At 27.9% G+C, this 24,722-nt stretch carries 22 protein-coding genes and 1 pseudogene; 17 read left to right on the plus strand and 6 right to left on the minus strand.

Annotation, left to right across the window (positions count from 1 at the left end; all coding sequences use genetic code 11):
• Positions 1-122: 122 nt before the first annotated feature.
• From HCG70_RS02315 to HCG70_RS02330, 4 genes are all read left to right on the plus strand, one after another.
• A complete protein-coding gene (locus tag HCG70_RS02315) occupies positions 123-668 on the plus strand; it encodes a hemerythrin domain-containing protein (RefSeq protein WP_042397854.1) in 546 nt (181 codons plus the stop codon).
• Positions 669-684: 16 nt separating this feature from the next.
• The gene (locus tag HCG70_RS02320; RefSeq protein ID WP_221697445.1) at positions 685-870 is read left to right on the plus strand and encodes a DUF1858 domain-containing protein; all 186 of its coding nucleotides are present in this window, start codon (positions 685-687) and stop codon (positions 868-870) included.
• A 148-nt stretch (positions 871-1,018) separates the two neighbouring features.
• A complete protein-coding gene (locus HCG70_RS02325) occupies positions 1,019-1,210 on the plus strand; it encodes a ferredoxin (protein WP_042397849.1) in 192 nt (63 codons plus the stop codon).
• A 129-nt stretch (positions 1,211-1,339) separates the two neighbouring features.
• The gene (locus HCG70_RS02330; RefSeq protein ID WP_042397846.1) at positions 1,340-1,954 is read left to right on the plus strand and encodes a DUF488 family protein; all 615 of its coding nucleotides are present in this window, start codon (positions 1,340-1,342) and stop codon (positions 1,952-1,954) included.
• A gap of 59 nt (positions 1,955-2,013) precedes the next feature.
• Here the strand turns inward: HCG70_RS02330 and HCG70_RS02335 are convergent, their stop codons facing one another.
• Positions 2,014-2,454 (minus strand): globin domain-containing protein, encoded by a 441-nt coding sequence (locus HCG70_RS02335; RefSeq protein WP_042397844.1) that lies wholly within the window; start codon positions 2,452-2,454, stop codon positions 2,014-2,016.
• A 151-nt stretch (positions 2,455-2,605) separates the two neighbouring features.
• Between HCG70_RS02335 and HCG70_RS02340 the strand changes: the two genes are divergently transcribed.
• Entirely contained in the window at positions 2,606-3,001 is a 396-nt protein-coding gene (locus HCG70_RS02340; protein WP_042397842.1) for an Rrf2 family transcriptional regulator, read from the plus strand.
• 204 nt (positions 3,002-3,205) lie between these two features.
• Here the strand turns inward: HCG70_RS02340 and HCG70_RS02345 are convergent, their stop codons facing one another.
• Entirely contained in the window at positions 3,206-4,570 is a 1,365-nt protein-coding gene (locus HCG70_RS02345; protein WP_042397838.1) for an MATE family efflux transporter, read from the minus strand.
• Between the two features lie 20 nt (positions 4,571-4,590).
• Positions 4,591-5,022, minus strand: a complete 432-nt coding sequence (locus tag HCG70_RS02350) for a MarR family winged helix-turn-helix transcriptional regulator (protein ID WP_221697446.1) — start codon at positions 5,020-5,022, stop codon at positions 4,591-4,593.
• Positions 5,023-5,268: 246 nt separating this feature from the next.
• Between HCG70_RS02350 and HCG70_RS02355 the strand changes: the two genes are divergently transcribed.
• From HCG70_RS02355 to HCG70_RS02400, 10 genes are all read left to right on the plus strand, one after another.
• Entirely contained in the window at positions 5,269-6,021 is a 753-nt protein-coding gene (locus tag HCG70_RS02355) for a DeoR/GlpR family DNA-binding transcription regulator (RefSeq protein WP_042397834.1), read from the plus strand.
• Positions 6,021-6,926 (plus strand): 1-phosphofructokinase, encoded by a 906-nt coding sequence (gene pfkB, locus HCG70_RS02360; protein ID WP_221697447.1) that lies wholly within the window; start codon positions 6,021-6,023, stop codon positions 6,924-6,926. The genes HCG70_RS02355 and pfkB overlap by 1 nt, the downstream gene beginning before the upstream one ends.
• 20 nt (positions 6,927-6,946) lie before the next feature.
• On the plus strand, positions 6,947-8,878 hold the full coding sequence (locus HCG70_RS02365) for a fructose-specific PTS transporter subunit EIIC (protein ID WP_221697448.1): 1,932 nt from the start codon (positions 6,947-6,949) through the stop codon (positions 8,876-8,878).
• A 164-nt stretch (positions 8,879-9,042) separates the two neighbouring features.
• On the plus strand, positions 9,043-10,209 hold the full coding sequence (gene nhaA / locus HCG70_RS02370; RefSeq protein ID WP_042397827.1) for a Na+/H+ antiporter NhaA: 1,167 nt from the start codon (positions 9,043-9,045) through the stop codon (positions 10,207-10,209).
• Positions 10,210-10,310: 101 nt separating this feature from the next.
• On the plus strand, positions 10,311-11,987 hold the full coding sequence (locus HCG70_RS02375) for a GH3 auxin-responsive promoter family protein (RefSeq protein WP_156327822.1): 1,677 nt from the start codon (positions 10,311-10,313) through the stop codon (positions 11,985-11,987).
• A 115-nt stretch (positions 11,988-12,102) separates the two neighbouring features.
• Positions 12,103-12,969, plus strand: coding sequence for an EamA family transporter (locus tag HCG70_RS02380; RefSeq protein ID WP_055291278.1), 867 nt, complete (start codon positions 12,103-12,105; stop codon positions 12,967-12,969).
• A gap of 395 nt (positions 12,970-13,364) precedes the next feature.
• Positions 13,365-14,993, plus strand: a complete 1,629-nt coding sequence (locus tag HCG70_RS02385; protein WP_042397822.1) for an alpha-glucosidase — start codon at positions 13,365-13,367, stop codon at positions 14,991-14,993.
• A 125-nt stretch (positions 14,994-15,118) separates the two neighbouring features.
• Positions 15,119-16,123, plus strand: coding sequence for a putative ABC transporter permease (locus HCG70_RS02390; RefSeq protein ID WP_052330649.1), 1,005 nt, complete (start codon positions 15,119-15,121; stop codon positions 16,121-16,123).
• Between the two features lie 143 nt (positions 16,124-16,266).
• Positions 16,267-16,755: a hypothetical protein gene (locus HCG70_RS02395; RefSeq protein ID WP_221697449.1), complete on the plus strand. Its 489-nt coding sequence runs from the start codon at positions 16,267-16,269 to the stop codon at positions 16,753-16,755.
• Positions 16,756-16,896: 141 nt separating this feature from the next.
• Complete coding sequence (locus HCG70_RS02400) at positions 16,897-17,799, plus strand: GNAT family N-acetyltransferase (RefSeq protein WP_221697450.1); 903 nt, start codon at positions 16,897-16,899, stop codon at positions 17,797-17,799.
• A 148-nt stretch (positions 17,800-17,947) separates the two neighbouring features.
• On the opposite strand, the gene HCG70_RS02405 is transcribed toward HCG70_RS02400, so the two are convergent.
• Positions 17,948-18,775 carry an AraC family transcriptional regulator gene (locus tag HCG70_RS02405; RefSeq protein ID WP_042397814.1) on the minus strand — a complete coding sequence of 276 codons (828 nt, stop codon included), beginning with the start codon at positions 18,773-18,775 and terminating at the stop codon, positions 17,948-17,950.
• 132 nt (positions 18,776-18,907) lie between these two features.
• Here HCG70_RS02405 and HCG70_RS02410 point away from each other — a divergent pair, with 132 nt between their 5' ends.
• A complete protein-coding gene (locus tag HCG70_RS02410; RefSeq protein ID WP_055275007.1) occupies positions 18,908-21,094 on the plus strand; it encodes an alpha-galactosidase in 2,187 nt (728 codons plus the stop codon).
• A gap of 13 nt (positions 21,095-21,107) precedes the next feature.
• Positions 21,108-22,547: pseudogene (locus tag HCG70_RS02415) on the plus strand (PTS transporter subunit EIIC).
• 67 nt (positions 22,548-22,614) lie between these two features.
• On the opposite strand, the gene HCG70_RS02420 reads toward HCG70_RS02415, so the two are convergent.
• Positions 22,615-24,315 carry an FAD-dependent oxidoreductase gene (locus tag HCG70_RS02420; protein WP_055275011.1) on the minus strand — a complete coding sequence of 567 codons (1,701 nt, stop codon included), beginning with the start codon at positions 24,313-24,315 and terminating at the stop codon, positions 22,615-22,617.
• Between the two features lie 76 nt (positions 24,316-24,391).
• On the minus strand, positions 24,392-24,712 hold the full coding sequence (locus HCG70_RS02425; protein WP_221697451.1) for a rhodanese-like domain-containing protein: 321 nt from the start codon (positions 24,710-24,712) through the stop codon (positions 24,392-24,394).
• Positions 24,713-24,722: the final 10 nt, after the last annotated feature.

Below are 24,722 nucleotides of genomic sequence, written 5' to 3' on the forward strand. Positions count from 1 at the left end.
TATATGAAATTAAATTATTTTTTGAAAATGTAACGTTTGTTACGAAATAAAATAGCAATTTACTGTATAGTAATAATATAAGTTAAAGCAATATTGAGAAAGATATAAAGGGAGTACAGTGAATGAAGGCTATAGAAATAATGAATGAAGAACATAAGTATATTCTTAGGATGTTACAAGTAATAAGAAAATGTTGTTTTAAAATATTAAATAACGAAGAAATTATATATGAGGATTTTTATAAGATAATAGATTTCATTAGAAATTATGCTGATAATCATCATCACAAAAAGGAAGAAAAAATACTTTTTATTAAAATGGTAGAAGAGTTAGGAGAGCCTGCAAAGAAAGCAGTTAATCAAGGGATGCTTGTAGAACATGATTTAGGAAGATTACATGTGAGAGAGTTAGTAGCTGCATTAGAAAAAGTAAAAGCTGGAGAGGAAGAGGCAAAGCTAGATGTTATAGCAAATGCAATTTCATATACACATTTATTAATACGTCACATAGATAAAGAAGATAGGGTAATTTATAAGTTCGCAGAGAGAAACTTAAATGATGAAGTAATAAAGCTTATAGATGATGAATGTGAAAATTATGAAATTAATAATGAAGAGATAAAGAACAAATATATATCAATTTTAGAAGAGTTAGAAAAAAGATATTAATTGGAGGTATAACGAAATGATAAATAAATATAATACAATTGGTGAAATATTAGAAATTAATCCAAAGGCAGCTGATATTTTAAGTGGATTTGGAATGGGATGTTTAGGATGTCCATCGGCAACAATGGAGACTTTAGAGCAGGCTTGTTATATTCATGGATTAGATTTAAATGAAGTAATGAATAAATTAAATGAAAAATAATGTATAGAGATGAAATATAGCTATAAATATAGTGGATATAATTGCCATTGAATTTATAGCTATTTTTTAGACTAAAAATTACAGGTAAGGGAAACCTATAAAAGTATTAAATAAAAGATATTTTATATAGAAAGGAAAGTGTTATTTTATGAAAGCTTGGGTAAATGAAGATACTTGTATTGGATGCGAAGTATGTGTTTCAGTCTGTTCAGATGTATTTAGTATGAACGATAATGGAAAATCAGTTGCTATAACAGGAGATATTCCAAGTGATTTACAAGACGATGCAATAGAAGCAAGAGATGCTTGTCCAGTTTCTGCTATTGATATTGATGAATAAGATGATAAAATAATACCATTGAAAAATACTTAAATGATAATAATGTATCATTTAAGTATTTTTTTTATAATTACAAAGAATATTAGTTAAAAATAAGATAGATATAAAATATAGAGGAAGGATGAGCATATGGAAATATATACTATAGGACATTCGAATTATACAGTAGAAAGGCTTATTGATATGTTAAGGCACTATAATATTAATTGTGTTGTTGATATTAGAGGTACACCTTATTCTAAGTATAATATTCAATTTGATAAGGATACTATTAAGTATACATTAACTAAGGCTGGATTTGTTTATATTTATATGGGAGAGGAATTAGCAGCTAAAAGAGTAAGAAAGGTTTCATATAATAGTGAAGGTTATTCAGATTTTAAAGAAGTAATAAATGAAGAGGAGTTTATAAGAGGAATTGAAAGGTTAAAGACAGGATATAGTAAGGGATATAAAATAGCATTATTAGGGGCAATGCAAGATCCAATAAGATGTCATAGAAGTATATTAGTTGGTAGATATTTGAGAGATAATAATATTAATGTAAAACATATATTGGATGATTATTCTATCGCAAGTCAAGAAGAGATAGAGGAAATGCTTTTAAATAAGTATTTTAGCAATAGAAATCAATTAACAATAGATGATTTAATAGGAAATAGTTTAAGTAATGAAGAAATGATTGAAGAAGGCTATGAGCTGGCCAATAAGGAAATTGGATATAGAATTGAAAATTTAAAATAATAAATTTAATAATCCCATCAGTAATAATTATTACTGATGGGATTATTATAAGTTAAGCTTTAGTTTTTTCTTGAATCATAAACTTCTTTTTCTACATCAATGAAAATTTTAGCAATAACTTCATAGGCATTGCCCCAAGCTTCAAGGACTTCATCAGTTGCTGCATCTCCTAAAACTTCTTTAATAGAAATTAAAAGATTTGAACCAACTATTGGATAATGTCCTTCAGTAACTTGACGATCACAATGCACTTCAGCAATTCTTTTAACTACTGGTAAAATTGCTGGTAGATTATCTATATTTTGAGCAGCAGCTAAAATAGTCATCGCTAATGCTTTAGGTTGTTCACCAGAAGATTGTTTATCCATATTGAATAATGGTTTTACTTCGGGATTGTTTTTAAACATATTCTTATAGAAAGTTGTTGTTATTTCTAATCCATGCTCCTTTAAAACAGGTACTGTGCTTTTTATTATATCTATAGTTTTTTGATCTAACATATTTATCTCTCCTTTAAAATCATTATCTATTAATAATTATTATTCATGTCTGTGATATTAATATACCATATAAAAATTAAATGTGCAAATAAAATGCACATTTAAATTTGTGGTATAATTATCTTACCTTATATAAGAGGAGGAATTGTTTATGCAATTATCAAAGTTTACAGATTATGCATTTAGAGCATTAATATATTTAGCTAAAAACTCTGAGGAAAATGCAACAGTAGATATATTGGCAGAAAGATTAGAAATATCTTCACATCATTTAAAAAAAGTAATAAATAAATTAGCAAAGACAGAATATATAATATCTTCAAAAGGAAGAAATGGTGGATTAAAATTGGGAATGGATCCAGCTGAAATTAATTTAGGTAAGGTATTATTATTAACAGAAGAAAATTTAAGTTTAGTGGAATGTATGGGTGAATCAGGAACATGCCCACTATTAAGCAAAGAGTGTAAACTTAAGGGTATTATCTGCAAGTCATTAAATGTATTTGTAAATGAAATGGCTCAATATACGTTAAAGGATATAATGTAATAGATAATATATTGCAACAAAGTATTATATAAATATAATTATTTATAAACATATTGATAATACTAAATATTGATTAGTATTGTACAAAGTAAATAGGTTCATAATTTAAATTTACGTAAAAAGGTGGATTATATATAATCCACCTTTTCCTTTATCAGATATTTTATTTGGTAATAGTTTTTTTTATTTATATGTTTAGTTTTATTATGCTACTAATTGAATTTCATGTAATTTGTTTAATGATTTAAATTCCTTAAATATTAAAACTGCTGTGATGACAACAGATAAGAAATCAGCACAAGCTCCAGCAGCCCAAACCCCATCTAATCCTATAAATAAAGGTAGAATTAGCGTAAATGGAATTAATAAAATTACTTGTCTAAGTAAACTAACAAACATAGACATTTTAGCTTTACCAATAGATTGGAAATAACTAGTAGCAACAATGTTAATTCCAACTATAGGCATCATTAATAAATACATTCTAACTCCTTTTATAGCAACAGCTGTAAGTTCAGGATCATTATTAAATAAACTTATTGCAAATTCAGGGAATAGTTGTATTAACATACCTCCTATTGTACAAATAACAGTAGCTGCAATAGTAGCAATTATAAATGTCTTTTTAGCTCTATCATATTTTTTAGCACCATAATTAAAACCTATAATTGGTTGACAACCTTGATTAATACCAAAGATAGGCATCATAAATACCATATTAATTGAGCCTATTATAGTCATGGCACCTATAGATAAATCATTACCATAAGCTTTTAAAGAATTATTAGCGACAACTTGTACTAAGCTGTTAGCAATTTGGGTTGCAAAAGGGGCTATACCAATTGCAAAAGTCATCATGACTAAGTTTTTCTTTAGTTTCATATTTTCAACTTTTAATTTTAGATTAGAATTTCCTTTAGTATAGTAATAAAGTATTATAAAGAATGTAAGTGCTTGAGAAATAACAGTTGCAAAAGCAGCACCTTTAATTCCAATATTTAATACAAAAACAAATAAATAATCTAAAACGATATTGGTCCCGCATCCAATAATCATAGTTAATGAAGCTAGCTTAGGGTTACCATCAGCTCTTACAGTACTATTTAATGCAAAAGAAAGAATATTAAAAGTACAACCACATAAAATTACAGTAATATATTCTTTGGCATAAAATAAAGTATTTTCACTTGCTCCAAAGATATTTAATATTGGATTTAAGAAAATAAGACCAATGATAGTAATTATAACACCAACTATTAAACTTAATGTAATAGCGCTACCAATTAGTTTTTCGGCTTCATCTCGTTTACCACGACCAAGATTTAATGAAATATTTGCAGTTGATCCAATTCCTATAAGCATGCCAAAAGCTAAAAGAATTGACATTATAGGCATAGTTATTCCTACTCCTGTTAATGCAAGGGAGCCAACATCAGGAATACGTCCTATAAACATTCTATCTACAATATTATATAAAGCATTAACCATCATTCCTATTATTGCTGGAATAGAATATTTTAATAATAATTTTCCGATAGATTCCTCACCTAAGTGATTTTGATGTGCCATTTTTTTTGTCCTCCTAATAATTAATTATTTCTTGTTACATTTTTAGAAAGCTTATTTAGTATAGTTAAGCTTTCAGATATTTCTTCAGGACTTAATTCATTAGTAAGCATGTTTTCCCATTTGGTTAAAACAGAAAAAAAGTCATTTTTAATATTAAAGGCTTTTGAAGTTAAGTAAATTCTATTTATTCTTTTATCAGTTGAATCTTTAAAACGAGTTACAAACCCAAGTTCTTCTAATTTTTTTACTGATTTAGCAGTAGTGCCTTTATCTATGTTAAGCAATTCAGAAAGTTTTTCTTGACTGATTCCATCATTTTTATATAAATGAATCATGAACATATATTGTCCACTACCAAATCCAAATTTACTAAATTCTTTTGTGAAAAATACATTAGCTTGTCTATGAATTAAAGAAATATATTTACCTAAATATTCATTATTGCAGCTCATTTAAATAAGTCCTTTCTAATTAAATTTAAAAAATTAATAAGGTTATATATTACTTAATATATTATAAGAGCAATATAGTTGCAAATGCAACTAAAATTTTTACATATAAAAAATAGTACTTTTGGAAAAAATGAAATAAAATGGAGGAAATGATGAACGAAGTTGAAAGAAAATGAATGAATGTGAAAGAAAATGATTGACTTATTAAAAAAAAGAAGCTATTATTGAGATAAGGAAGTGATGTAAATGTTATCAGAAGAAAGACATAAATTAATTTTAGATAAATTAGAAAAAGAATCGGTAGTTTATTTAAATGATTTAGTTGAATATTTAAATACATCCGAATCAACTATAAGAAGAGATTTGATAGCTTTAGATAAGGCCGGATTATTAAAGAAGGTTCATGGGGGAGCTACATCAATAAAAGAAATAAGCATAACAACTATAGATGATAGAGTTGAAAATAGACAAAATTTAAATATAAATGAAAAAATAAAAATAGCAGAATATGCAGCATCACTAATTAAAGATAATGATTTTGTATATATTGATGCAGGAACTACTACTGAACTAATGATAAATTTCATTAACAATACAAAGGCTGTTTTTGTAACAAATGGAATTGTACATGCTAGAAAACTTATTCAAAAAAAATGTACAACTTATATTTTAGGTGGAGAGCTTAAGCTTGCAACAGAAGCTATAGTAGGAGCTGAAACAGTTAATGCATTAAGAAAATATAATTTCACTAAAGGCTTTTTTGGTGTAAATGGAGTAGATATTGAAAGAGGATTTACTACACCTGATATAAAAGAAGCGATGGTAAAAAGCGAAGCATTGCATAGAAGTAAAAAAAGATATATATTATGCGATAATTCTAAATTTGACGAAATAAGTTCTGTAACTTTTGCAGATATTAAAGAAGCTAAAATAATAACTACAGTTTTGGAGAATAATAGATATAGACAAGAAGCTGAAATTTTGGAGGTAGAAAAATAATGATATATACTATTACATTTAACCCAGCATTAGATTATATAGTAAAAATGGATGATTTTAATTTAGGTCATGTTAATAGAAGTACTTGTGAGAATGTTTATGCAGGTGGTAAAGGAATTAATGTTTCTATTGTCTTAAATAATTTAGGAGTTAAAAGTAAAGCCTTAGGATTTATTGCTGGATTTACAGGTGAAGAAATCGAAAGAGAAGTAAGAGAATTTGGCTGTGATACAGATTTTATTAAATTAAAAAATGGAATGTCTAGAATAAATGTTAAGATAAAGGCTGATGTTGAAAGTGAAATAAATGGTGGAGGACCAGAAATTTCAGATGAAGCATTACATGAGCTTTATGGAAAGTTAGATAAATTATCTGAAGGGGATATTTTAGTATTAGCTGGGAGTATCCCAAAAACAATGCCAGTAGATATTTATGAAAGAATTATGGAGTCTCTTCAAGATAAGAGAGTCAAATATATTGTAGATACAACTGGGGAATCGTTATTAAAGGTTTTAAAATATAAACCATTTTTAATAAAACCAAATCATCATGAACTTGGAGATTTATTTAATGTAAAACTTAAAGGAAATGATGAAATTATAGAATATGCTAAGAAGCTTAAAGATATGGGGGCAAGAAATGTACTTATATCTATGGCTGGTGATGGAGCAATTCTAATTAAAGAAAATGGGGATGTTATTACATGTAATGTTCCAAAAGGTGAGGTTAAAAATTCTGTTGGAGCCGGTGATTCAATGGTAGCAGGATTTATTGCAGGATATTTAGAAGCAAACGAAGTAGAAAAAGGATTTAAATTAGGAGTAGCAACAGGAAGTGCTTCTGCTTTTTCAGAAGGTTTAGCAACAAAAGATTATGTTTATGAATTATTAAATCAAATCAATTAAATTTAAAGGAGGACTAAAAAGTGAAAATAACAGATTTATTAAAAAAGAATGGTATAGCACTTAATCCTAATGTAAAAACAAAGGAAGAAGCTATTAATAAACTTGTTGATTTAATGAATGAAACAGGAAGATTAAATGATAAGGAAGCTTATAAAGAAGCAGTATTAGCAAGAGAAAGCTTAAGCACAACGGGAATCGGAGATAATATAGCAATTCCTCATGCTAAGACAACTGCAGTAAAAGAAGCTGGTCTTAGTGCAATGGTACTTACTAATGGTATTGATTATGATTCATTAGATGGTGAACCGGCAAAATTATTCTTTATGATTGCTGCACCAGAAGGAGAAAATAATCTTCATTTAGATGTGTTAGCAAGATTATCTATGATGTTAATGGATCCTGAATTTAAAGATCAATTAATTAATGCTAAGAGTGTTAATGAATTCTTAGAACTTATTGATTCTAAAGAAAATGATAAGTTAAAGGCTGAAAGTGATAAAGAAGAAGCTCAAAAAGCACAAGCTAGTGGATATAGAGTATTAGCAGTTACAGCATGTCCTACAGGAATTGCTCATACATTTATGGCAGCAGAAGCTTTAGAAAATAAAGCTAAAGACATGGGAATTACAATAAAGGTTGAAACTAATGGTTCAGGTGGAGCTAAAAATGTTTTAACTGATGAAGAAATAGCTAATGCAGATTGTATAATAGTTGCAGCTGATAAGAAGGTTGAAATGGCTAGATTTGAAGGAAAGAAAGTTATTCAAACTAAGGTTGCAAATGGAATTCATAAAACAGAAGAATTATTAACTAGAGCTACTAATGGTGATGCTCCAGTATATCATCATGCAGGTGGAAGTGATAGCGAAGGCTCATCATCAGATGAAGGAGAAAGCTTTGGAAGACAAATATATAAGCACTTAATGAATGGTGTATCTCATATGTTACCATTTGTTATAGGTGGAGGTATATTAATAGCTATAGCATTCTTACTAGATAATTATAGTATAGATCCATCTAACTTTGGTAAGAATACACCAATCGCAGCATTTATAAAAACTATAGGTGAAACATCATTTGGATTTATGTTACCAGTACTTGCAGGATATATTTCAATGAGTATTGCAGATAGACCAGGTCTTGCAGTTGGTTTTGTTGGTGGTATGTTAGCTAACTTAGGTACAACTTATGCAAGTGCATTTGATTCTTCAGTATCTGTTATTAGCGGAGGATTCTTAGGAGCATTATTTGCAGGTTTTGTTGGTGGTTACTTAGTATTAGGATTAAAGAAGATATTTGATAAATTACCACAATCATTAGAAGGTTTAAAACCAACTTTATTATATCCACTAATAGGTATAGGTTTAATGGGAGCAATCATGATATTCGTAAATCCTTTCTTTGGTGGAATAAATGAAGCAATCACACATTTCCTTAACTCAATGGGTGGAACAAGTAAAGTATTATTAGGTATTGTTGTTGCAGGTATGATGTCAATTGATATGGGTGGTCCTTTCAATAAAGCAGCATATGTATTTGGTACAGCATCACTTGCATCTGGAAACTATGAAGTAATGGCAGCTGTAATGGCTGGTGGTATGGTTCCACCACTTGCTATAGCTTTAGCATCAACATTCTTTAAGAATAAGTTTACTAAGAGAGAAAGACAATCAGCTCTTACAAACTATATTATGGGATTATCATTCATAACAGAAGGAGCAATTCCTTTTGCAGCAGCAGATCCATTAAGAGTTATACCTTCATGTGTAATAGGTTCTGCAACAGCAGGAGCACTTACAATGTTCTTTGACTGTCAATTAAGAGCTCCTCATGGTGGAATATTCGTATTACCTGTAATCGGAAATCCATTTGGATTCTTAGCAGCAGTTGTAATAGGTTCTGTAGTAGGAATGGCAATGTTAGCAGTATTAAAGAAAAAAGTAGTAGAATAATTTTAAAAGTCTGAAACATTAATTGAATTTAATTAATGTTTCAGACTTTTTTTATTTAATCATATCCAATATCACAATCACAAGTGTTACGCAAAGGATAAAAAGAAAAGAACTGTGCAAAATATAACAGTAAGGAAAAATAAGAATGTATTAGGAGCACAGTTATGGAAGATAGTAAAAAAGATTATAAAAGTATAGTAAGTTCAGAAGCATTTCCAGGAATATTGCTATTAGGAGCTACAATATTAGCATTAATATTAGCAAATACTGAATTAGATAGATATTATAATTATATTTTATATGATTTGAAAATTGGAGAAGAATTTAATTTACATGTTTTCATAAATGATTTTTTAATGGCTATATTTTTCTTAGTTGTAGGATGTGAAATTAAAAGAGAGATTGTATATGGAAAACTTTCAAATATAAAAGAAGCATCATTTCCAGTGTTAGCTGCTATAGGGGGGATGCTCGTACCTGCATTAATATTTACTTTATTTAATTTTAAAAGTGGATTTGAAATTGGGGCAGGGATACCACTATCAACAGATATAGCATTTGCAATAGGTATTTTTTCAATTCTTGAAAGTAAGCTGAAGTTTTCACTAAAATTATTTTTGCTTACCTTAGCTGTAGTAGATGATTTGCTATCAATAGTTATAATAGGTGTTTTTTATTCTTCTCATATAAGAATTTCTGGAATAATTATTTCATTGATTTTAATAGCAGCTTTATTTTGTGTTAGATTTTTTAATAAAAGAAATAGATTATATCCATATTTAATATTAGGATTAGCATTATGGATAGCTATATTTTATAGTGGAATTCATTCTACTTTAAGCGGAGTAATATTAGCATTTAGTATACCTGTTTTACATGAAAAGGATAGGGATAAGGATTTAAGTTATAAGATTGAGCATAAGTTTGAGCCGTTTTCAAATTTTGTAATACTTCCTTTATTTGCTTTTGCTAATACAGGGATAACTCTAGGAGGAAGTTTGAATTTAGCAAAGGATTACCCTTTAATGATTGGAATAATATTAGGATTGGTTATTGGAAAACCATTAGGAATTATGATTTTTGGATATTTAGGAAGCTTAATAGGCATAACTAAAAAGCCTACAGATGCATCTTGGTATGATGTATTGGAGGTTTCAATACTTGCAGGAATAGGATTTACAATGTCCTTATTTGTATCAGAGATAGCATTTAAAGGAAGAGAAATTGAGCTAAGTGTATCAAAGATTTCAGTTTTAATTGCTGCTGTTGTTTCAATAATATTAGCAAGTATTTTAACATTTGTTGGAGATAGAGTTAAGCATAAAAAGTAGTTTAAATTATATAATAATAAAATGAGTTTGAAATATATAAGCAATTTATAAAGCACTTTCATATATTATTTATGACAAAAATATATAGGAAGTGCTTTATTATGAGCATAATAAGTAAAGTGTTATATCGTACTATGATTTCAGCAGGAGGAATTCTAGAAAAAAAGTTTAATAAATATACATTAAACTCAAAAAGTGTAAATGAAGAAGTATTATTTAAAATAATAAATAAAAATAAGAAGTGTAAATATGGAGAAAAATATAATTTTAGTTCAATAAAATCTATAAATGAATATAAAGAAAAAGTGCCAATTACAGATTACTCAGCTTATGAGCAATATATAAATGAAATGTTAAAGGGAGAAAAAAATATATTGATTAGTGATGAGGTTGAATATTTTGGACATACATCAGGAACAACAGGTAAACAAAAATTAATACCTGTCACTAAAAAATCAAGAGAAGTTGGAAGTAAGTATATGGCTCTTTTAATAGAAAGGTTTGCCTATAATAATCTAAAAAAACAATGGAATTATGGACGAGGGTTGATGTTAGCAGATACTGTTATGACTACTTACTCTGATGGAGGGGTACCTATATGTTCTGCAACGTCAGGTGGGATGGAATCAATAAAAAATATACTGCCTAAGATATATACTTCTCCATATGAAGTAATGAAAATAAAAGATAAAAATGCAGCATTATATTTACATCTATTATTTGCTCTTGAAGATAGAAATTTAACTTATATAAGTGGTGTATTTATTTCAAATGTTTTAGATGCATTAAGGATTCTAGAAGATAAAAATGAGTTATTGGTAAAAGATATTAGAAGGGGAAGCATTAATAGGAATTTAAATATTGATGATGAAACAAGAAAAAAATTAAATAGTTATTTAAAAGCAAATGCAGGAAGAGCTGATGAAATAGAAAAAGAATTTTCAAAGGGGTTTAGAGGGATATGTAGGAGGCTTTGGCCAAAGATAACTTATATCGCAGCTGTAACAGGTGCTAATTTTTCAATATATGATGATATGGTAGATTATTATACTGAATCATTACCAATTTATTCTCCAGCATATGCAGCTACTGAAGCTATGATAGGAGTTAATCCTTATATATCTAAAATAAGATATGTAGTAATACCAGATACAGTATTTTATGAATTTATGCCAATAGGAGAAGGTAATAAAGACAATCCTAAAACTTATTGTATAGATGAATTAAAGGTAGATGAAATGTATGAGGTTATAGTAACTAACTATGCTGGACTTTATAGATATAGATTAGGTGATGTAATAAAGGTAGTTGATTATTATAATAATTCACCAGAAATTGAATTTTTATATAGAAAAAATCAAGTTATTAATATGGTTTCTGAAAAAACAACAGAAGAACATTTAAGATCTTCAATAGATAAAACTATGAAAGAACTTAAGTTATCATTAATTGATTATACAACATTAGCAGATAATACAATAACACCTGGGAGATATGTTTTTTATTTTGAATTAAATAAAGAAATATCTAAAGATAAGATAAAAGAGATTGAAAGGGTTTTAGATTTAGAACTTCAAAAAGCTAATTTAGCTTATGGAAGATTTAGAAAGAATAATAAATTATCATGTATAAGCATTAATATTGTTAGAAAGAATACATTTGATAATATAAAGAAATTTTTAATCTCAAAAGGAGTTTCAAAAAGTCAAATTAAAATTCCAAGGGTGGCAACTAATAAGAAAGATATTTTAAGAATTTTAAATGATAATAGAATATAAATGAAGCAAAGAAGTGGTATAGTTAAATTTTCATATCACTTCTTTTAATTTTAGTTAAGAATAAGATTAATGTAATGTTATAATAAGAATTATGCAAAGAAAGGAAATAAAAAATATGTGGATATTATATGCATTTGGATCTGCATTTTTTGCTGGTGCAACATCAATTTTAGCTAAGATAGGGGTTAAGGATATTGATTCTCATGTTGCTACTGCAATAAGAACTATAGTAGTATTGATTTTTTCATGGATTATGGTATTTATAGTAGGATCACAAGGAACTATAGGAAATATAAGTGGAAAAACATTGACATTCTTAATATTATCGGGATTTGCAACAGGAGCATCATGGTTATGTTATTTTAAAGCATTGCAATTGGGTGATGTAAATAAGGTAGTACCTATTGATAAAAGTAGTATAATCTTAACAATGGTATTAGCCTTTATTTTTCTAGGGGAAAATATAACTATAAACATGGTAGTTGGGATGATTGGTATAGGTATTGGTACTTATTTGATGATTCAAAAAAAAGAAAGCATAGAAAAAGTAGTTAAAGGAAAAGCTTGGTTAGTATATGCATTATTATCGGCTATATTTGCTTCATTAACTTCTATATTAGGTAAAGTTGGGATAGAAAATGTAGAGTCAAATTTAGGAACGGCAATTAGGACAATAGTCGTACTTATAATGGCATGGATTATTGTTTTTGCTACTAAAAAACAAAGTGATGTAAAAAAGATAGATAAGAAAAGTTTGTTATTTTTAATATTGTCAGGAATAGCAACAGGAGCATCATGGTTATGTTATTATAAGGCATTACAAGATGGACTAGCTTCTATAGTTGTTCCAATAGATAAGCTTAGTATTTTAGTAACTATATTATTTGCTTATGTGTTTTTAAAAGAAAAATTATCAAAAAAATCAATAGTTGGGTTAGTATTAATTGTAGTTGGAACATTGATATTATTAATAAAGATTTAGTAAATAACCTTTTTAGATAAACTTATTTTAGTGAGGTAATTAACAAATGAAAAAATTTAATTTAATAACAAAGAAGATACAAAAAAGAAAAGATTAGAGAAAGTTATAGAAATGTTGGAAAAGAAAGAGAAGATGAAGTAAATAGCATTATTGTGTTAAAAAAAGCCTATATTTTGCAAGAAAAATAGTAATATTATTATGTATAATCACATTATAAACTGAATTCTTAGCTTAATATTGATGTTATTTACACATTAAGTTAGAATTTGGTATCTAAAGGCTTGCAAGTTGTTATCTTTTAATTAAATGAGGTGGGAATATTACAATGGCTAGCTATTAGATAAATTAATATGTAAGAAAAAGAATTGAGTTTTTATAATGTGGAGGTAACAAATATGGAAAGACAATGGTGGCATAGCTCAGTAGTGTATCAAATATATCCAAGAAGCTTTAACGATAGTAACGGTGATGGAATAGGTGATATCAATGGGATTAGAGAAAAATTAGATTATCTAAAGGAACTTGGTATAGATGTTATTTGGCTTAGTCCAGTTTATAAATCTCCAAATGATGATAATGGGTATGATATAAGTGATTATTGTGATATCATGGATGAATTTGGAACAATGGAAGATATGGACAACCTTTTAAAAGAAGCTAATGAAAAAGGAATAAAGATTCTTATGGATTTAGTTGTTAACCATACTTCTGATGAGCACAAATGGTTTATTGAAGCAAAAAAATCTAAAGATAATGAATATAGAGATTATTATATATGGAGAGATCCAGTAGAAGGACATGAGCCAAATGAATTAGGATCTTGTTTTAGTGGAAGTGCATGGCAATATGATGAAACAACAGGTCAATACTATTTACATTTATTCAGTAAGAAGCAACCTGATTTAAATTGGGAAAATGAAAAAGTAAGAAATGAAGTTTATAAAATGATGAATTTCTGGGTTGATAAAGGAATTGGTGGATTTAGAATGGATGTTATAGATCTTATAGGTAAAGTTCCAGATAAGATGATAACAGGAAATGGACCAAAACTTCATGATTATCTACAAGAAATGAATAAAGCAGCTTTAGAAGGTAATGATTTGTTAACTGTAGGGGAAACATGGGGAGCTACTCCAGAAGTTGCAAAGCTGTACTCAAATCCAGAGAGACATGAATTAAGTATGGTATTCCAATTTGAACATATAGGATTAGATCAAATTGAAGGAAAAGAAAAGTGGGATCTTAAACCATTAGAATTACTTGAATTAAAGAAAGTTTTATCTAAGTGGCAAACAGAACTTGAAGGACAAGGTTGGAACAGTCTTTTCTGGAATAATCATGACCTTCCTAGAATAGTTTCAAGGTGGGGAAATGATAAGGAATATAGAGTTCTAAGTGCTAAAATGCTTGCTACACTTCTTCATGGAATGAAAGGAACTCCTTATATATATCAAGGTGAAGAACTAGGAATGACTAATGTAAGATTTGAAGATATTAATGAGTATAATGACATTGAATCTTTAAATATGTATAAAGATAGAATTTCAAAGGGATATACTCATGAAGAAATAATGGAGTCTATTTATGCTAAGGGAAGAGATAATGCAAGAACTCCAATGCAGTGGGATAATTCAGAAAATGCTGGATTTACAACAGGAAAGCCTTGGCTTTCTATAAATGAAAATTATGAAGTTATAAATGCAAAACAATGCCTAGAAGATGAAAATTCAATTTTCCATCATTATAGAAAGCTTATAAATATAAGAAAGCATAATGATACTATAATCTACGGAGATTACACTTTATTATGTGAGGATGATAATAATATATTTGCATATGTTAGAGAATTAAATGGTGATAAAATATTAGTTGTTTGCAATTTCTATGATAAAGAAGTTGATTTTAATTTTGAGGGAGATTTCAATCATTCTGAAATCTTATTAAGCAATTACAAGGATTCAAGTACTTTATTAGAAAATTTAACTTTGAGACCATATGAAGCTATAATGTATAGAATTAAGTAATATAAGTTTTTTAATGCCTATAGTATAAACTAAAGAGTTAGATTTATACTATAGGCAATTTTTTTATTTTTAATATAATACAATATATGTTAATATGGTATAAAAAGGAAAGAGGAGGAGGCATATTGTATACAATACACCAATGGCTTTTATTATTTTATTTATATTGCTTTGCAGGATGGATATGGGAATCATGCTATGTTTCATTAAAAAAGCGTAAATGGATAAATAGAGGTTTTTTAAAAGGCCCTCTACTACCTATTTATGGTTCAGGAGCAATAGTCGTATTAGTTTCAACTATAATGGTGCAAAATAATACTTTTTTAATATTTATTATAGGAATGATTGCAGCAACTATATTAGAGTATATTACTGGAGAGTTAATGGAAAGGATATTCCATGTTAGATATTGGGATTATAGTGATAAGCCATTTAATATTAATGGACATATATGTTTATTATCATCTTTGGCTTGGGGAATATTTTCGGTGCTTTTAGTAAAGATAGCTAATCCTAAAATAGCTAATTTAGTTGTAATGATACCAAATCAAGTTTCTGAGATAATAGCTTATCTAGCTACTATTTTTATTACCGTTGATGCAGTCCAATCATTTAATGAAGCAATTAATTTAAAGAATGTATTAGTTAAAATAACTGAAAGAAATGAAACTGTAAGTGTTATAAAAAAGAGATTAGAAATTGTTGAAGCTTTTATTAATGAAGATATCAAGGATTTACAAGGAAGAATACTTGATAAACTTGAAATCCAACAAGAAAGGAAGAGTGAGAAAAAGACAAAAAAAGCAATGCATATAGAAGCTATTATAAGAAAGAATTTATCTATAACTGAAGAAAAAATCAGAGGCTTATCTGAAAAAATATCATTGTATATGGATAAACTTGAGGGTGTGCCTTTCAGGGGTTCAGAAGATACTGAGCATTTAAAGTTAGAATTTAAAGAGTATATTAATAAATTAAGAATGCATGAAAGTAGAATTCATAATACTGAAAATAATGTGTATATAAAATCAATAAAAATATTACGAAGAAATCCAAATGCTAAGGCAAAGAAGTATGAAGAAGCAATGAATGAAGTTAAAAATTTAGATAAGGAATTAAATGATAAATAAAGAAAGATATATAATATAATATAATACTGAATTAAGCTAAATCAATTAGATAGGATATAATTTTGAGTCATAATGGAGTTTATGGCTCGATTTTTTTAGAATAAAAATTATAGATGAAATACTATATTGGGGGTAGGAGAAAAATGAGAAAAAGAATTAAATATTTATTTTTATGTATTGTAACAATAGGATTATTAGTGGGATGTACTAATTCGTCAAAAGAGCAAAATGTAGAAAGTTTTATTAGAAAGTTAGTATCATATGATACTTATAAAGATATATCAAGTCTTGAAGAGTCAGGACGATTCATTGAAGATTGTAAATCAATATTTGGTGAATATATTACTAATGATGCTTTTGATTTATTAATGGCTAATAGAATATTTACTAGATATAGCAGTGTTATATCAGAAGCAAGTGCTGTTACAGATATTAATTTTACAAAAACTAGTGAAACAGAAAATGATGGATATATTCATTTTGAGTATGAGGTTTCATATAAACTAGAACTTAATGGTGAAACTGTTGATATGAAAGATTATATGGCTTTTAATGTACTTGATGAAAAAGGATATAAGATTGAAAAGGTATCAATATCAGATAAGACAAGCAGTATTTTTAAAGCATTTTAAAGAAGAATATATAATATAGTGATAAGGTTGAATAATGATTAAGTTTATGGCTCAACTTATATTATTAAAAGTAATATAGATATGCTTATGAATAATATTAAAATAAAATACTTATAGGGGATATGTTAGGGGAGTGAGAAAATGAATGAGAAAGTATTAATTAATAATAAAGAATATACTTTTGTAAAAGATTATAGAGATGATAAAAACTTAAGAACAAGATTAAATGATTTAACTGATAAAACCTATGGATTTAACTTTAAAGAATGGTATGAAGCTGGTTATTGGGAAGAAGGATATATTCCATATTCATTATTAGATGGAGATAAATTAATAGCAAATGCATCTGTAAGTATTATGAAAATGAATGTTTTAGGTAAAAAGAAAAACTATATTCAAATAGGAACAGTAATGACTGATAATGAGTATAGAAATAAAGGTTTATCAAGATATTTAATTGAAAAAATAATTAGTGAATATAAAGAAAAGAGTGATTGTATTTATTTATCAGCAAATGATACAGTATTAAATTTTTATCCTAAGTTTGGATTTGAAAAAGTTAATGAATATAAGTATTCAATAAGTAAAATTAAAGAAGCTACTAATATTAAGAAGAGAAAATTAAATATAGATAATAAAGAAGATAAAAAAATATTAGAAAGTATTCTTGATAACAGTATAGTAAATTCAAAGCTTTATGTTGAAGATAATAAGAATTTAATTATGTTTTACTGTTTAGGATTTTTAAAAGAATGTATTTATTATATTAAAGAATATAACTCAGTTGCTATTTGTGAGTATGAAGAGGATGTATTAAATATTAATGGTATATTTTGTGATAGAAATTTTGATTTAGATAAAGTAATAAATGTTTTAATGGACAGTAAAACTAAAAAAGTAAATTTAGGATTTACACCTATTGATACAAATGGATATGAGAAAAGTATATTGACTGATGATAATAATACTTTATTTATTTTGAAGGATACAGAAAATATTTTTAGAGAGAATTATCTAATGTTTCCAGTATTATCTCATGCATAAAATGAAATGAGTACTAATTTAGAAGCAATATTAAGAATTAATATTCTAGTTGAGTTACAAGGAAGAGTGTGTTCAATACGTAATTTATTTTAGTATTTTACAATTTCATTAAATATTTAATTTAACAATCATAGCTAGTAGAAATACTCTAGATATGATTGTTAAATTTTCTATATAAAGAAGGTGTACAGCCATTATGTTTTTTAAACGTTTTAGAAAATAGCATAGTATCATTATAGCCTACAGAACGTGATATATCTCCTATAGTTAAAGAAGTTGTTGATAATAATTCAGCAGCTTTTTCTAATCTTAAGTTTAAAATATATTCTTGTGGAGATATATTTAAATTCTTTTTAAAAATCCTATGCAAATAAGATCTATCAATAGATAGATGAGTTGCAATATCAATAATAGAAATATTATCCTGAAAATTTAATTGAATATATAGTAATGCTTCCTCTAAATAAGTTTGTTGAGTATTTTTATTATTATTTGCTGTATTAGGAAATTCATTTAATAACTCAAAAAGAAAATTATATAGTGTGGATAATATTTTCAAATTTTTATTAGTATCAATTTTAGTACTATCAATTATAGAATTAATGGAATTTACCAATAAACTATCATCTCTTAAAGTAAATATAGGATTTGACTTAGAGATTGATGTTTTATTTAAATAATCACAAACCTTAGTACCAACAAGTCCAACCCAAATATATTCCCATGGATCATCTTTATCAGCCTCATAATATATAAGTTCATTAGGATAGATTAAAAAAGCATCTCTAGCAGATAATGTATATACAGTGTTATTAATTTTATAAGTTCCCTTACCGCTTAAAACTATATGAATTAAATGACCACTTCGTATAGCAGGTCCATATGAATGCAAGCTTTTACAAGCTTCATGCCCACAAGTATAAAGATTTAATTCAATATTATCGTAAGGGTTTCTATAGGAAAAATTAAAGGTCATAATATCCTCCAGAATCAAATATTTAGTCACAAAAATCATAGGTTTTGTCAACATAATTCCATATTAATATATTTTAAAAATGTTTACAATAAGTTCGTGGAAAAAAATAAGATATGAAGAAAGAGGGAAGGTATGGGGATTAAGATAGATGATAAAAAATATTTATTCCATATACAAGGGAAAAATACAAGCTACATTATGCAAGTTTTAGAAGGTGGATATTTAGCTCACTTATATTATGGTTCAAGGGTAAACGAATATAGAGGAAGTAATAAGATTATTTACTTAGATAGGGGGTTTTCACCAAATCCATATGATAAAGATAGAACTTTTTCTTTAGATACAATACCACAAGAGTATCAGGGATTTGGGAATGGTGATTTTAGAGTTCCAGCATATCAAGTTAAGCTAGAAAATGGGACAAGGATTTCAGATTTAAGGTATTCGGGATATAAAGTGTTTAAAGGTAAAAGGGGATTAGTGGGATTGCCGTCAACTTATGGGAATGATGATGAGTGTGATACTTTAGAAATATATTTAGAAGATAAAATAATAGGATTGAAAGTAATATTAACTTATTCTGTATTTAATGAGTTAGATGTAATAACAAGAAGTGTTAAATTCATTAATGAAGGAGCAGAAGATTTAAGACTTTTAAGAGCATTAAGTATGAGTATTGATTTTAGAGATGATGATTTTGAAATGATTACTTTATATGGTGCTCATAATAATGAGAAAAATATTGAAAGAAGAAAAATAGTATCAGGAATTCAAATGGTAGAGAGTACTAGAGGAGCAAGTAGTCCTCATCAAGCTCCATTTGTGGCATTAGTTAGAAAAGATACCAATGAGGACACTGGAGAGGTTTATGCATTTAACTTTGTATATAGTGGGAACTTTACCGCACAGGTACAAGTTGACCAATATAGAAATACAAGAGTCGCTATGGGAATTAATCCATTTGATTTTTCTTGGTTATTAAAACAAGGTGAGGAATTTCAAACACCAGAGGTTGTGATGATTTACTCCAATAAAGGAATAGGAGAAATGTCAAGAAAGTTCCATAATCTATATATAGAAAACTTATGTAGAGGAAATTTTAAGCATAAGGTTAGGCCTATATTGATAAATAATTGGGAAGCTACTTATTTTGATTTTAATGAAGATAGGATTATTAAAATAGCAGAAGAGGGTAAAAAACTTGGAATGGAACTTTTTGTTCTTGATGATGGATGGTTTGAAAAAAGAGATGATGATAATACTTCTTTAGGAGATTGGATAGTAGATAAAAGAAAATTACCTAATGGAATAGAAGGTATTGCAAATAAGATTGTAGATATGGGAATGGAGTTTGGATTATGGTTTGAGCCAGAAATGATTTCTATTGAAAGCAATTTATATAAAGAGAATCCGGATTGGTGTATTCATGTGCCAAATAGACCATATACAATGGGAAGAGGACAGTTAGTTTTAGATTTATCTAGAAAAGATGTTTGTGATTATATAGTTGAATCAGTATGCAAGATATTGGATTCAGCACCTATAACTTATGTTAAATGGGATATGAATAGACATATTACGGATATAGGTTCGGCATTATTACCGGCAGAAAGACAAGAAGAAACAAGTCATAGATACATGTTAGGATTATATGAGGTTATGGAGAGAATAACTAGTAGATTTCCTGAGATATTATTTGAAAGTTGCTCAAGTGGAGGAGGAAGATTCGATCCAGGAATGCTTTATTATATGCCACAAACATGGGTAAGTGATAATACTGATGCTATTTGCAGAACTAAAATACAATATGGGACTAGTTTAGCATATCCGCCAATAACTATGGGATGCCATGTATCAACAGTAGCCAATCATCAGGTTGGTAGAATAACACCACTTGAAACAAGAGGAAATGTAGCTATGGCTGGAAATTTTGGATATGAATTAGATTTAACTAAATTAACTGAAGAAGAAAAGGAAATAGTTAAAGATCAAATAAAAGAATATAAGGATATAAGAGAAATAATTCAATTTGGTGATTTATATAGAATATTTAATCCTTTTGATGGAAATGAATCAGCATGGAATATTGTTTCAAAAGATAAGAAACAGTTTGTTGCTACATACGTAAGGGTTTTATCTTTGCCAGCAGCTCAAATTAGAACTATAAAATTTAAGGGATTAAATCCAGAATATTTATATAAGGATGTTGAAACTGATGAGATATTTGCTGGTGATGAGCTTATGAATGTTGGGATAACAATTGAAAGAGTAAAGCAAGATTTCTATAGTAAAAAATGGATATTTAGGGTTATTAGTTAAGGGGGAATTTGTAATGAGTAAGGTTATTAATAAAAATGAAAGATATATAAATATAACTAGTGAAATTATTAAAAATATTGGTGGTAAAGAGAATATTAAAGGGGTAGCACATTGTGCAACAAGGCTTAGAATTGTTTTAGATGATGATAGTAAAATAAATATGAAGGCCTTAGATGAAGTAGATATGGCTAAGGGAGTATTTATGGTTGGAGATCAACTTCAAATAATTTTTGGAGCAGGATTAGTTAATGAAGTATATGAGGTGTTTGCAAAAGTTACTAATATGCAAAATATGTCCCTTGCAGATATAAAGACTAAATCGGCCGAAAAGCAAAATATATTTCAAAAAGGAATTAAATCAATTTCAGATGTATTTATAGAAATAATGCCGGCAATTCTTGCAGCTGCTTTATTATTAGGATTATCAGGTCTGTTAGGACAACAAGGTATCTTTGGTGATCAATCTGTAGTTGAAATGTGGCCTTGGCTTGAAGGAATAAATAGATTTATATCAATAGTATCATCAAGTGTATTTGATATTTTACCATTAATAGTTGTTTACTCAGCGACTAAAAGATATGGTGGTAGACCAGTATTAGGACTTGTTATAGGTGCTATAATGCTTAATTCAAAATTAACAGATGCTTATTCAGCAGCATAAGGAACTATTATACCAGAAACAATTAGTGTGTTAGGATTAAAAATACAATTAGTTGGATTTCAAGGTGGAGTTATTATTGCATTAATGATGGGAGCTGTTGTAGCTTATTTTGATAAATTATTTGAAAAGAAGGTTGCAAACAGTGTTAAATTATTAGTTTCTCCAATGCTTACAGTATTTATTTCTGCATTATTATTATTTACTATAATTGGACCTATTGGTCGTACATTAGCAAGTTTAATCACTACAACATTAGTTTGGGCTACTACAAACTTAGGGATTTTTGGATATATGGTGTTTGCAGGATTACACCAAATTATTGTAATAACAGGATTACATCATATATTTGGAGCTATAGAAAGTCAATTATTAGTTGATACAGGAGTGAACTTCTTAAATCCGATATTCTCAGTAGCTGTTGTTGCTCAAGGTGGAGCAGTTCTAGGATATTTAGCATTACATTGGAATAATGTAAAGGCAAGAGAAATGTGTATTCCAGCATTTACATCAACGTTATTTGGTATATCAGAACCGGCTATTTTTGGTGTTACTTTAAGAAATAAGTATCCATTAGTTTGCGGATGTCTAGCAGCTGCATTAGCAGGAGGATATATTTATATAAGTAAGTTAACTGCAATAGGATTTGGTACAACTGCAGTACCAGGATTTGCAATAGTTAATTCAGCTAATAATGGATATGTTAATTATATAATAGCTCATTTAATTGCAGTTTTAGGTGGTATATTACTAACTATGATGTGGGGAAGAGTTAAGGTTAAAACTAGTAAATAACTATAAAATGCTGAATCATATTTTAATTTATGATTCAGCATTTTTAGGTTTAGAAATAATAATATTATTATTTAAAATTATAATTTGTTAATATACTTTCTCTATTTTTTAATTTATCATTATAAGCTTCATAGAAGGATAAACCTAAAAAGCTTCCAGTTATATTTACTACATTATTAAAGCCTAAATGTTGTAATGCTAGGACTGCATTATAGCTTCTTTGCCCAGTTCTACAATGAAGATAAACTGTTTTATCCTTTGGAATTTCATTTACTCTTTCCCTTAGCTCACTTAAAGGAATATTAATAGCACCTTTAATATGACCATTTTCAAATTCTGCTCTTTCTCTTACATCTACTATATAAGCACCAGATTCAACTAATTCTCTTACTTTATCAACGTTAATTTGTTTAAATGAACCATTTAAAAGATTCGAAGCAACATAGCCAGCATAATTTACTACATCTTTAGCAGTTCCAAATGGTGGTGCATAACATAATTCCAAGTCTTTTAAATCGTAAGCAGTAGCTCCAAACTTAATAGCAGTTGCAATTACATCAATTCTTTTAACTGCATCACCTTTACCAATAGCTTGTGCGCCCAAAACTTTTCCGGTTGGAACTTCAAATAGAAGTTTAAAGTGTAAAGGTGCAGAATTTGGCATTATACCAACTTTATCATTTGTTGAGATTCTCACTATATCATAGTTAATATTCATTCCTAATGAATTAATTAAAGATTCGTTTAAACCTGTTGATGCTGCATTATAATCAAATACTTTAATTGCACTTGATCCAATATAACCTTTATTTGTAGTTACCTGTCCACTTATATTATTAGCAACACTTCTTGCTGCTTTTTGAGCAGGACCTGCTAACGATAATTTAGTAAAACTATGAGTTAATGCATTATATACTTCAATAGCATCTCCAACAGCATAAATATCATTATCACTAGTTTTATAGTTACCGTCAACTTTTATAGCCCCAGTTTGACCAATTTCAAGGCCTGCATTTTTTGCAAGTTCTATTTCAGGTGTTACTCCTATTGCCATAACAACAGCATTAGCTTTAATTTTTGTGCCGGAGGCTAAAACTACTGTGTCTTTTTCAAATTTAGTAACTTTATCATCTACAATTAAATTAACATCGTGATCTGTCATTTCTTTATGAAGTATTTGAACCATATCATAATCAAAAGGTTTTAATATTTGAGGTGTAGCTTCTATTAAAGAAGTATTATATCCACCTTCAATTAAATTTTCTGCTGCTTCAACTCCAATAAATCCACCACCAATAACGGCAATATCTTTAGCTTGCAATTTCTGTATAAATTTATTTAAATTATCTATATCAACAACATTTCTTATAGTAAAAACATTAACGTTTTCTATACCAGGAATATTAGGAATAATAGGTCTTGCCCCTGGAGAAAGAATAAGTTTATCATATTTTTCTTTGTAAATTTCACCAGTTAATAAATTTTTAACTTTAACTTCTTTATTATATTTATCTATTGATAAAACTTCACTACTAACTCTTGCTTCTATATTGTATTGCGATTTGAATTTTTCAGGACTCATTAATACTAATCTATTTGCACTTTGTATTGTTCCACTTAAACGATATGGAAGCGCACAGTTTGAAAATGACACATGTGGACCTTTTTCAAACATTACAATTTCATATTCTTCGCTATTTCTTCTAAGTCTTGCAGCAGCTGATGCACCACCAGCAACTCCACCAACAATTAAAACTCTTTTTTTCATAAATTTATACACCTCATTTGGATATAGTTAATTATTAAGATTTCAATATCTAATGATTAAATTGTTACAGTTAATTTTAACTTCTATGTTTACCTAAATAAGAGCCAACGCCACCTGCAACATTTATTACATTAAAGCCTTTTTGTCTAAGACTATTACAAGCCATAGAACTTCTTCCACCAGATTGACATACTAGATAATATTCTCTATCTTTTTTTAGGTATTTATCAGGATTACCTAAAAGTGTTTGCATCGGTATATTTTTTGCGCTTTTTATAGAACCTCTATTATATTCATTAACTTCTCTTATATCTATTAGTTCAATTTTACCTATTAAATTATCAATATCATTAACATTAATTACTTTGCCATTATTTTTATTAAAAAATCCAAACATATTATCCTCC

Source organism: Clostridium sp. K04 (assembly GCF_019734375.1).
In the GTDB taxonomy this organism is placed as follows: domain Bacteria; phylum Bacillota; class Clostridia; order Clostridiales; family Clostridiaceae; genus Clostridium; species Clostridium saudiense.

Coding starts and splice junctions, on each gene's coding strand:
- HCG70_RS02315 (WP_042397854.1), top strand. CDS start 123: ATGAAGGCTATAGAAATAATGAATGAAGAACATAAGTATATTCTTAGG.
- HCG70_RS02320 (WP_221697445.1), top strand. CDS start 685: ATGATAAATAAATATAATACAATTGGTGAAATATTAGAAATTAATCCA.
- HCG70_RS02325 (WP_042397849.1), top strand. CDS start 1,019: ATGAAAGCTTGGGTAAATGAAGATACTTGTATTGGATGCGAAGTATGT.
- HCG70_RS02330 (WP_042397846.1), top strand. CDS start 1,340: ATGGAAATATATACTATAGGACATTCGAATTATACAGTAGAAAGGCTT.
- HCG70_RS02335 (WP_042397844.1), bottom strand. CDS start 2,454: ATGTTAGATCAAAAAACTATAGATATAATAAAAAGCACAGTACCTGTT.
- HCG70_RS02340 (WP_042397842.1), top strand. CDS start 2,606: ATGCAATTATCAAAGTTTACAGATTATGCATTTAGAGCATTAATATAT.
- HCG70_RS02345 (WP_042397838.1), bottom strand. CDS start 4,570: ATGGCACATCAAAATCACTTAGGTGAGGAATCTATCGGAAAATTATTA.
- HCG70_RS02350 (WP_221697446.1), bottom strand. CDS start 5,022: ATGAGCTGCAATAATGAATATTTAGGTAAATATATTTCTTTAATTCAT.
- HCG70_RS02355 (WP_042397834.1), top strand. CDS start 5,269: ATGTTATCAGAAGAAAGACATAAATTAATTTTAGATAAATTAGAAAAA.
- pfkB (WP_221697447.1), top strand. CDS start 6,021: ATGATATATACTATTACATTTAACCCAGCATTAGATTATATAGTAAAA.
- nhaA (WP_042397827.1), top strand. CDS start 9,043: ATGGAAGATAGTAAAAAAGATTATAAAAGTATAGTAAGTTCAGAAGCA.
- HCG70_RS02375 (WP_156327822.1), top strand. CDS start 10,311: ATGAGCATAATAAGTAAAGTGTTATATCGTACTATGATTTCAGCAGGA.
- HCG70_RS02380 (WP_055291278.1), top strand. CDS start 12,103: ATGTGGATATTATATGCATTTGGATCTGCATTTTTTGCTGGTGCAACA.
- HCG70_RS02385 (WP_042397822.1), top strand. CDS start 13,365: ATGGAAAGACAATGGTGGCATAGCTCAGTAGTGTATCAAATATATCCA.
- HCG70_RS02395 (WP_221697449.1), top strand. CDS start 16,267: ATGAGAAAAAGAATTAAATATTTATTTTTATGTATTGTAACAATAGGA.
- HCG70_RS02400 (WP_221697450.1), top strand. CDS start 16,897: ATGAATGAGAAAGTATTAATTAATAATAAAGAATATACTTTTGTAAAA.
- HCG70_RS02405 (WP_042397814.1), bottom strand. CDS start 18,775: ATGACCTTTAATTTTTCCTATAGAAACCCTTACGATAATATTGAATTA.
- HCG70_RS02410 (WP_055275007.1), top strand. CDS start 18,908: ATGGGGATTAAGATAGATGATAAAAAATATTTATTCCATATACAAGGG.
- HCG70_RS02420 (WP_055275011.1), bottom strand. CDS start 24,315: ATGAAAAAAAGAGTTTTAATTGTTGGTGGAGTTGCTGGTGGTGCATCA.
- HCG70_RS02425 (WP_221697451.1), bottom strand. CDS start 24,712: ATGTTTGGATTTTTTAATAAAAATAATGGCAAAGTAATTAATGTTAAT.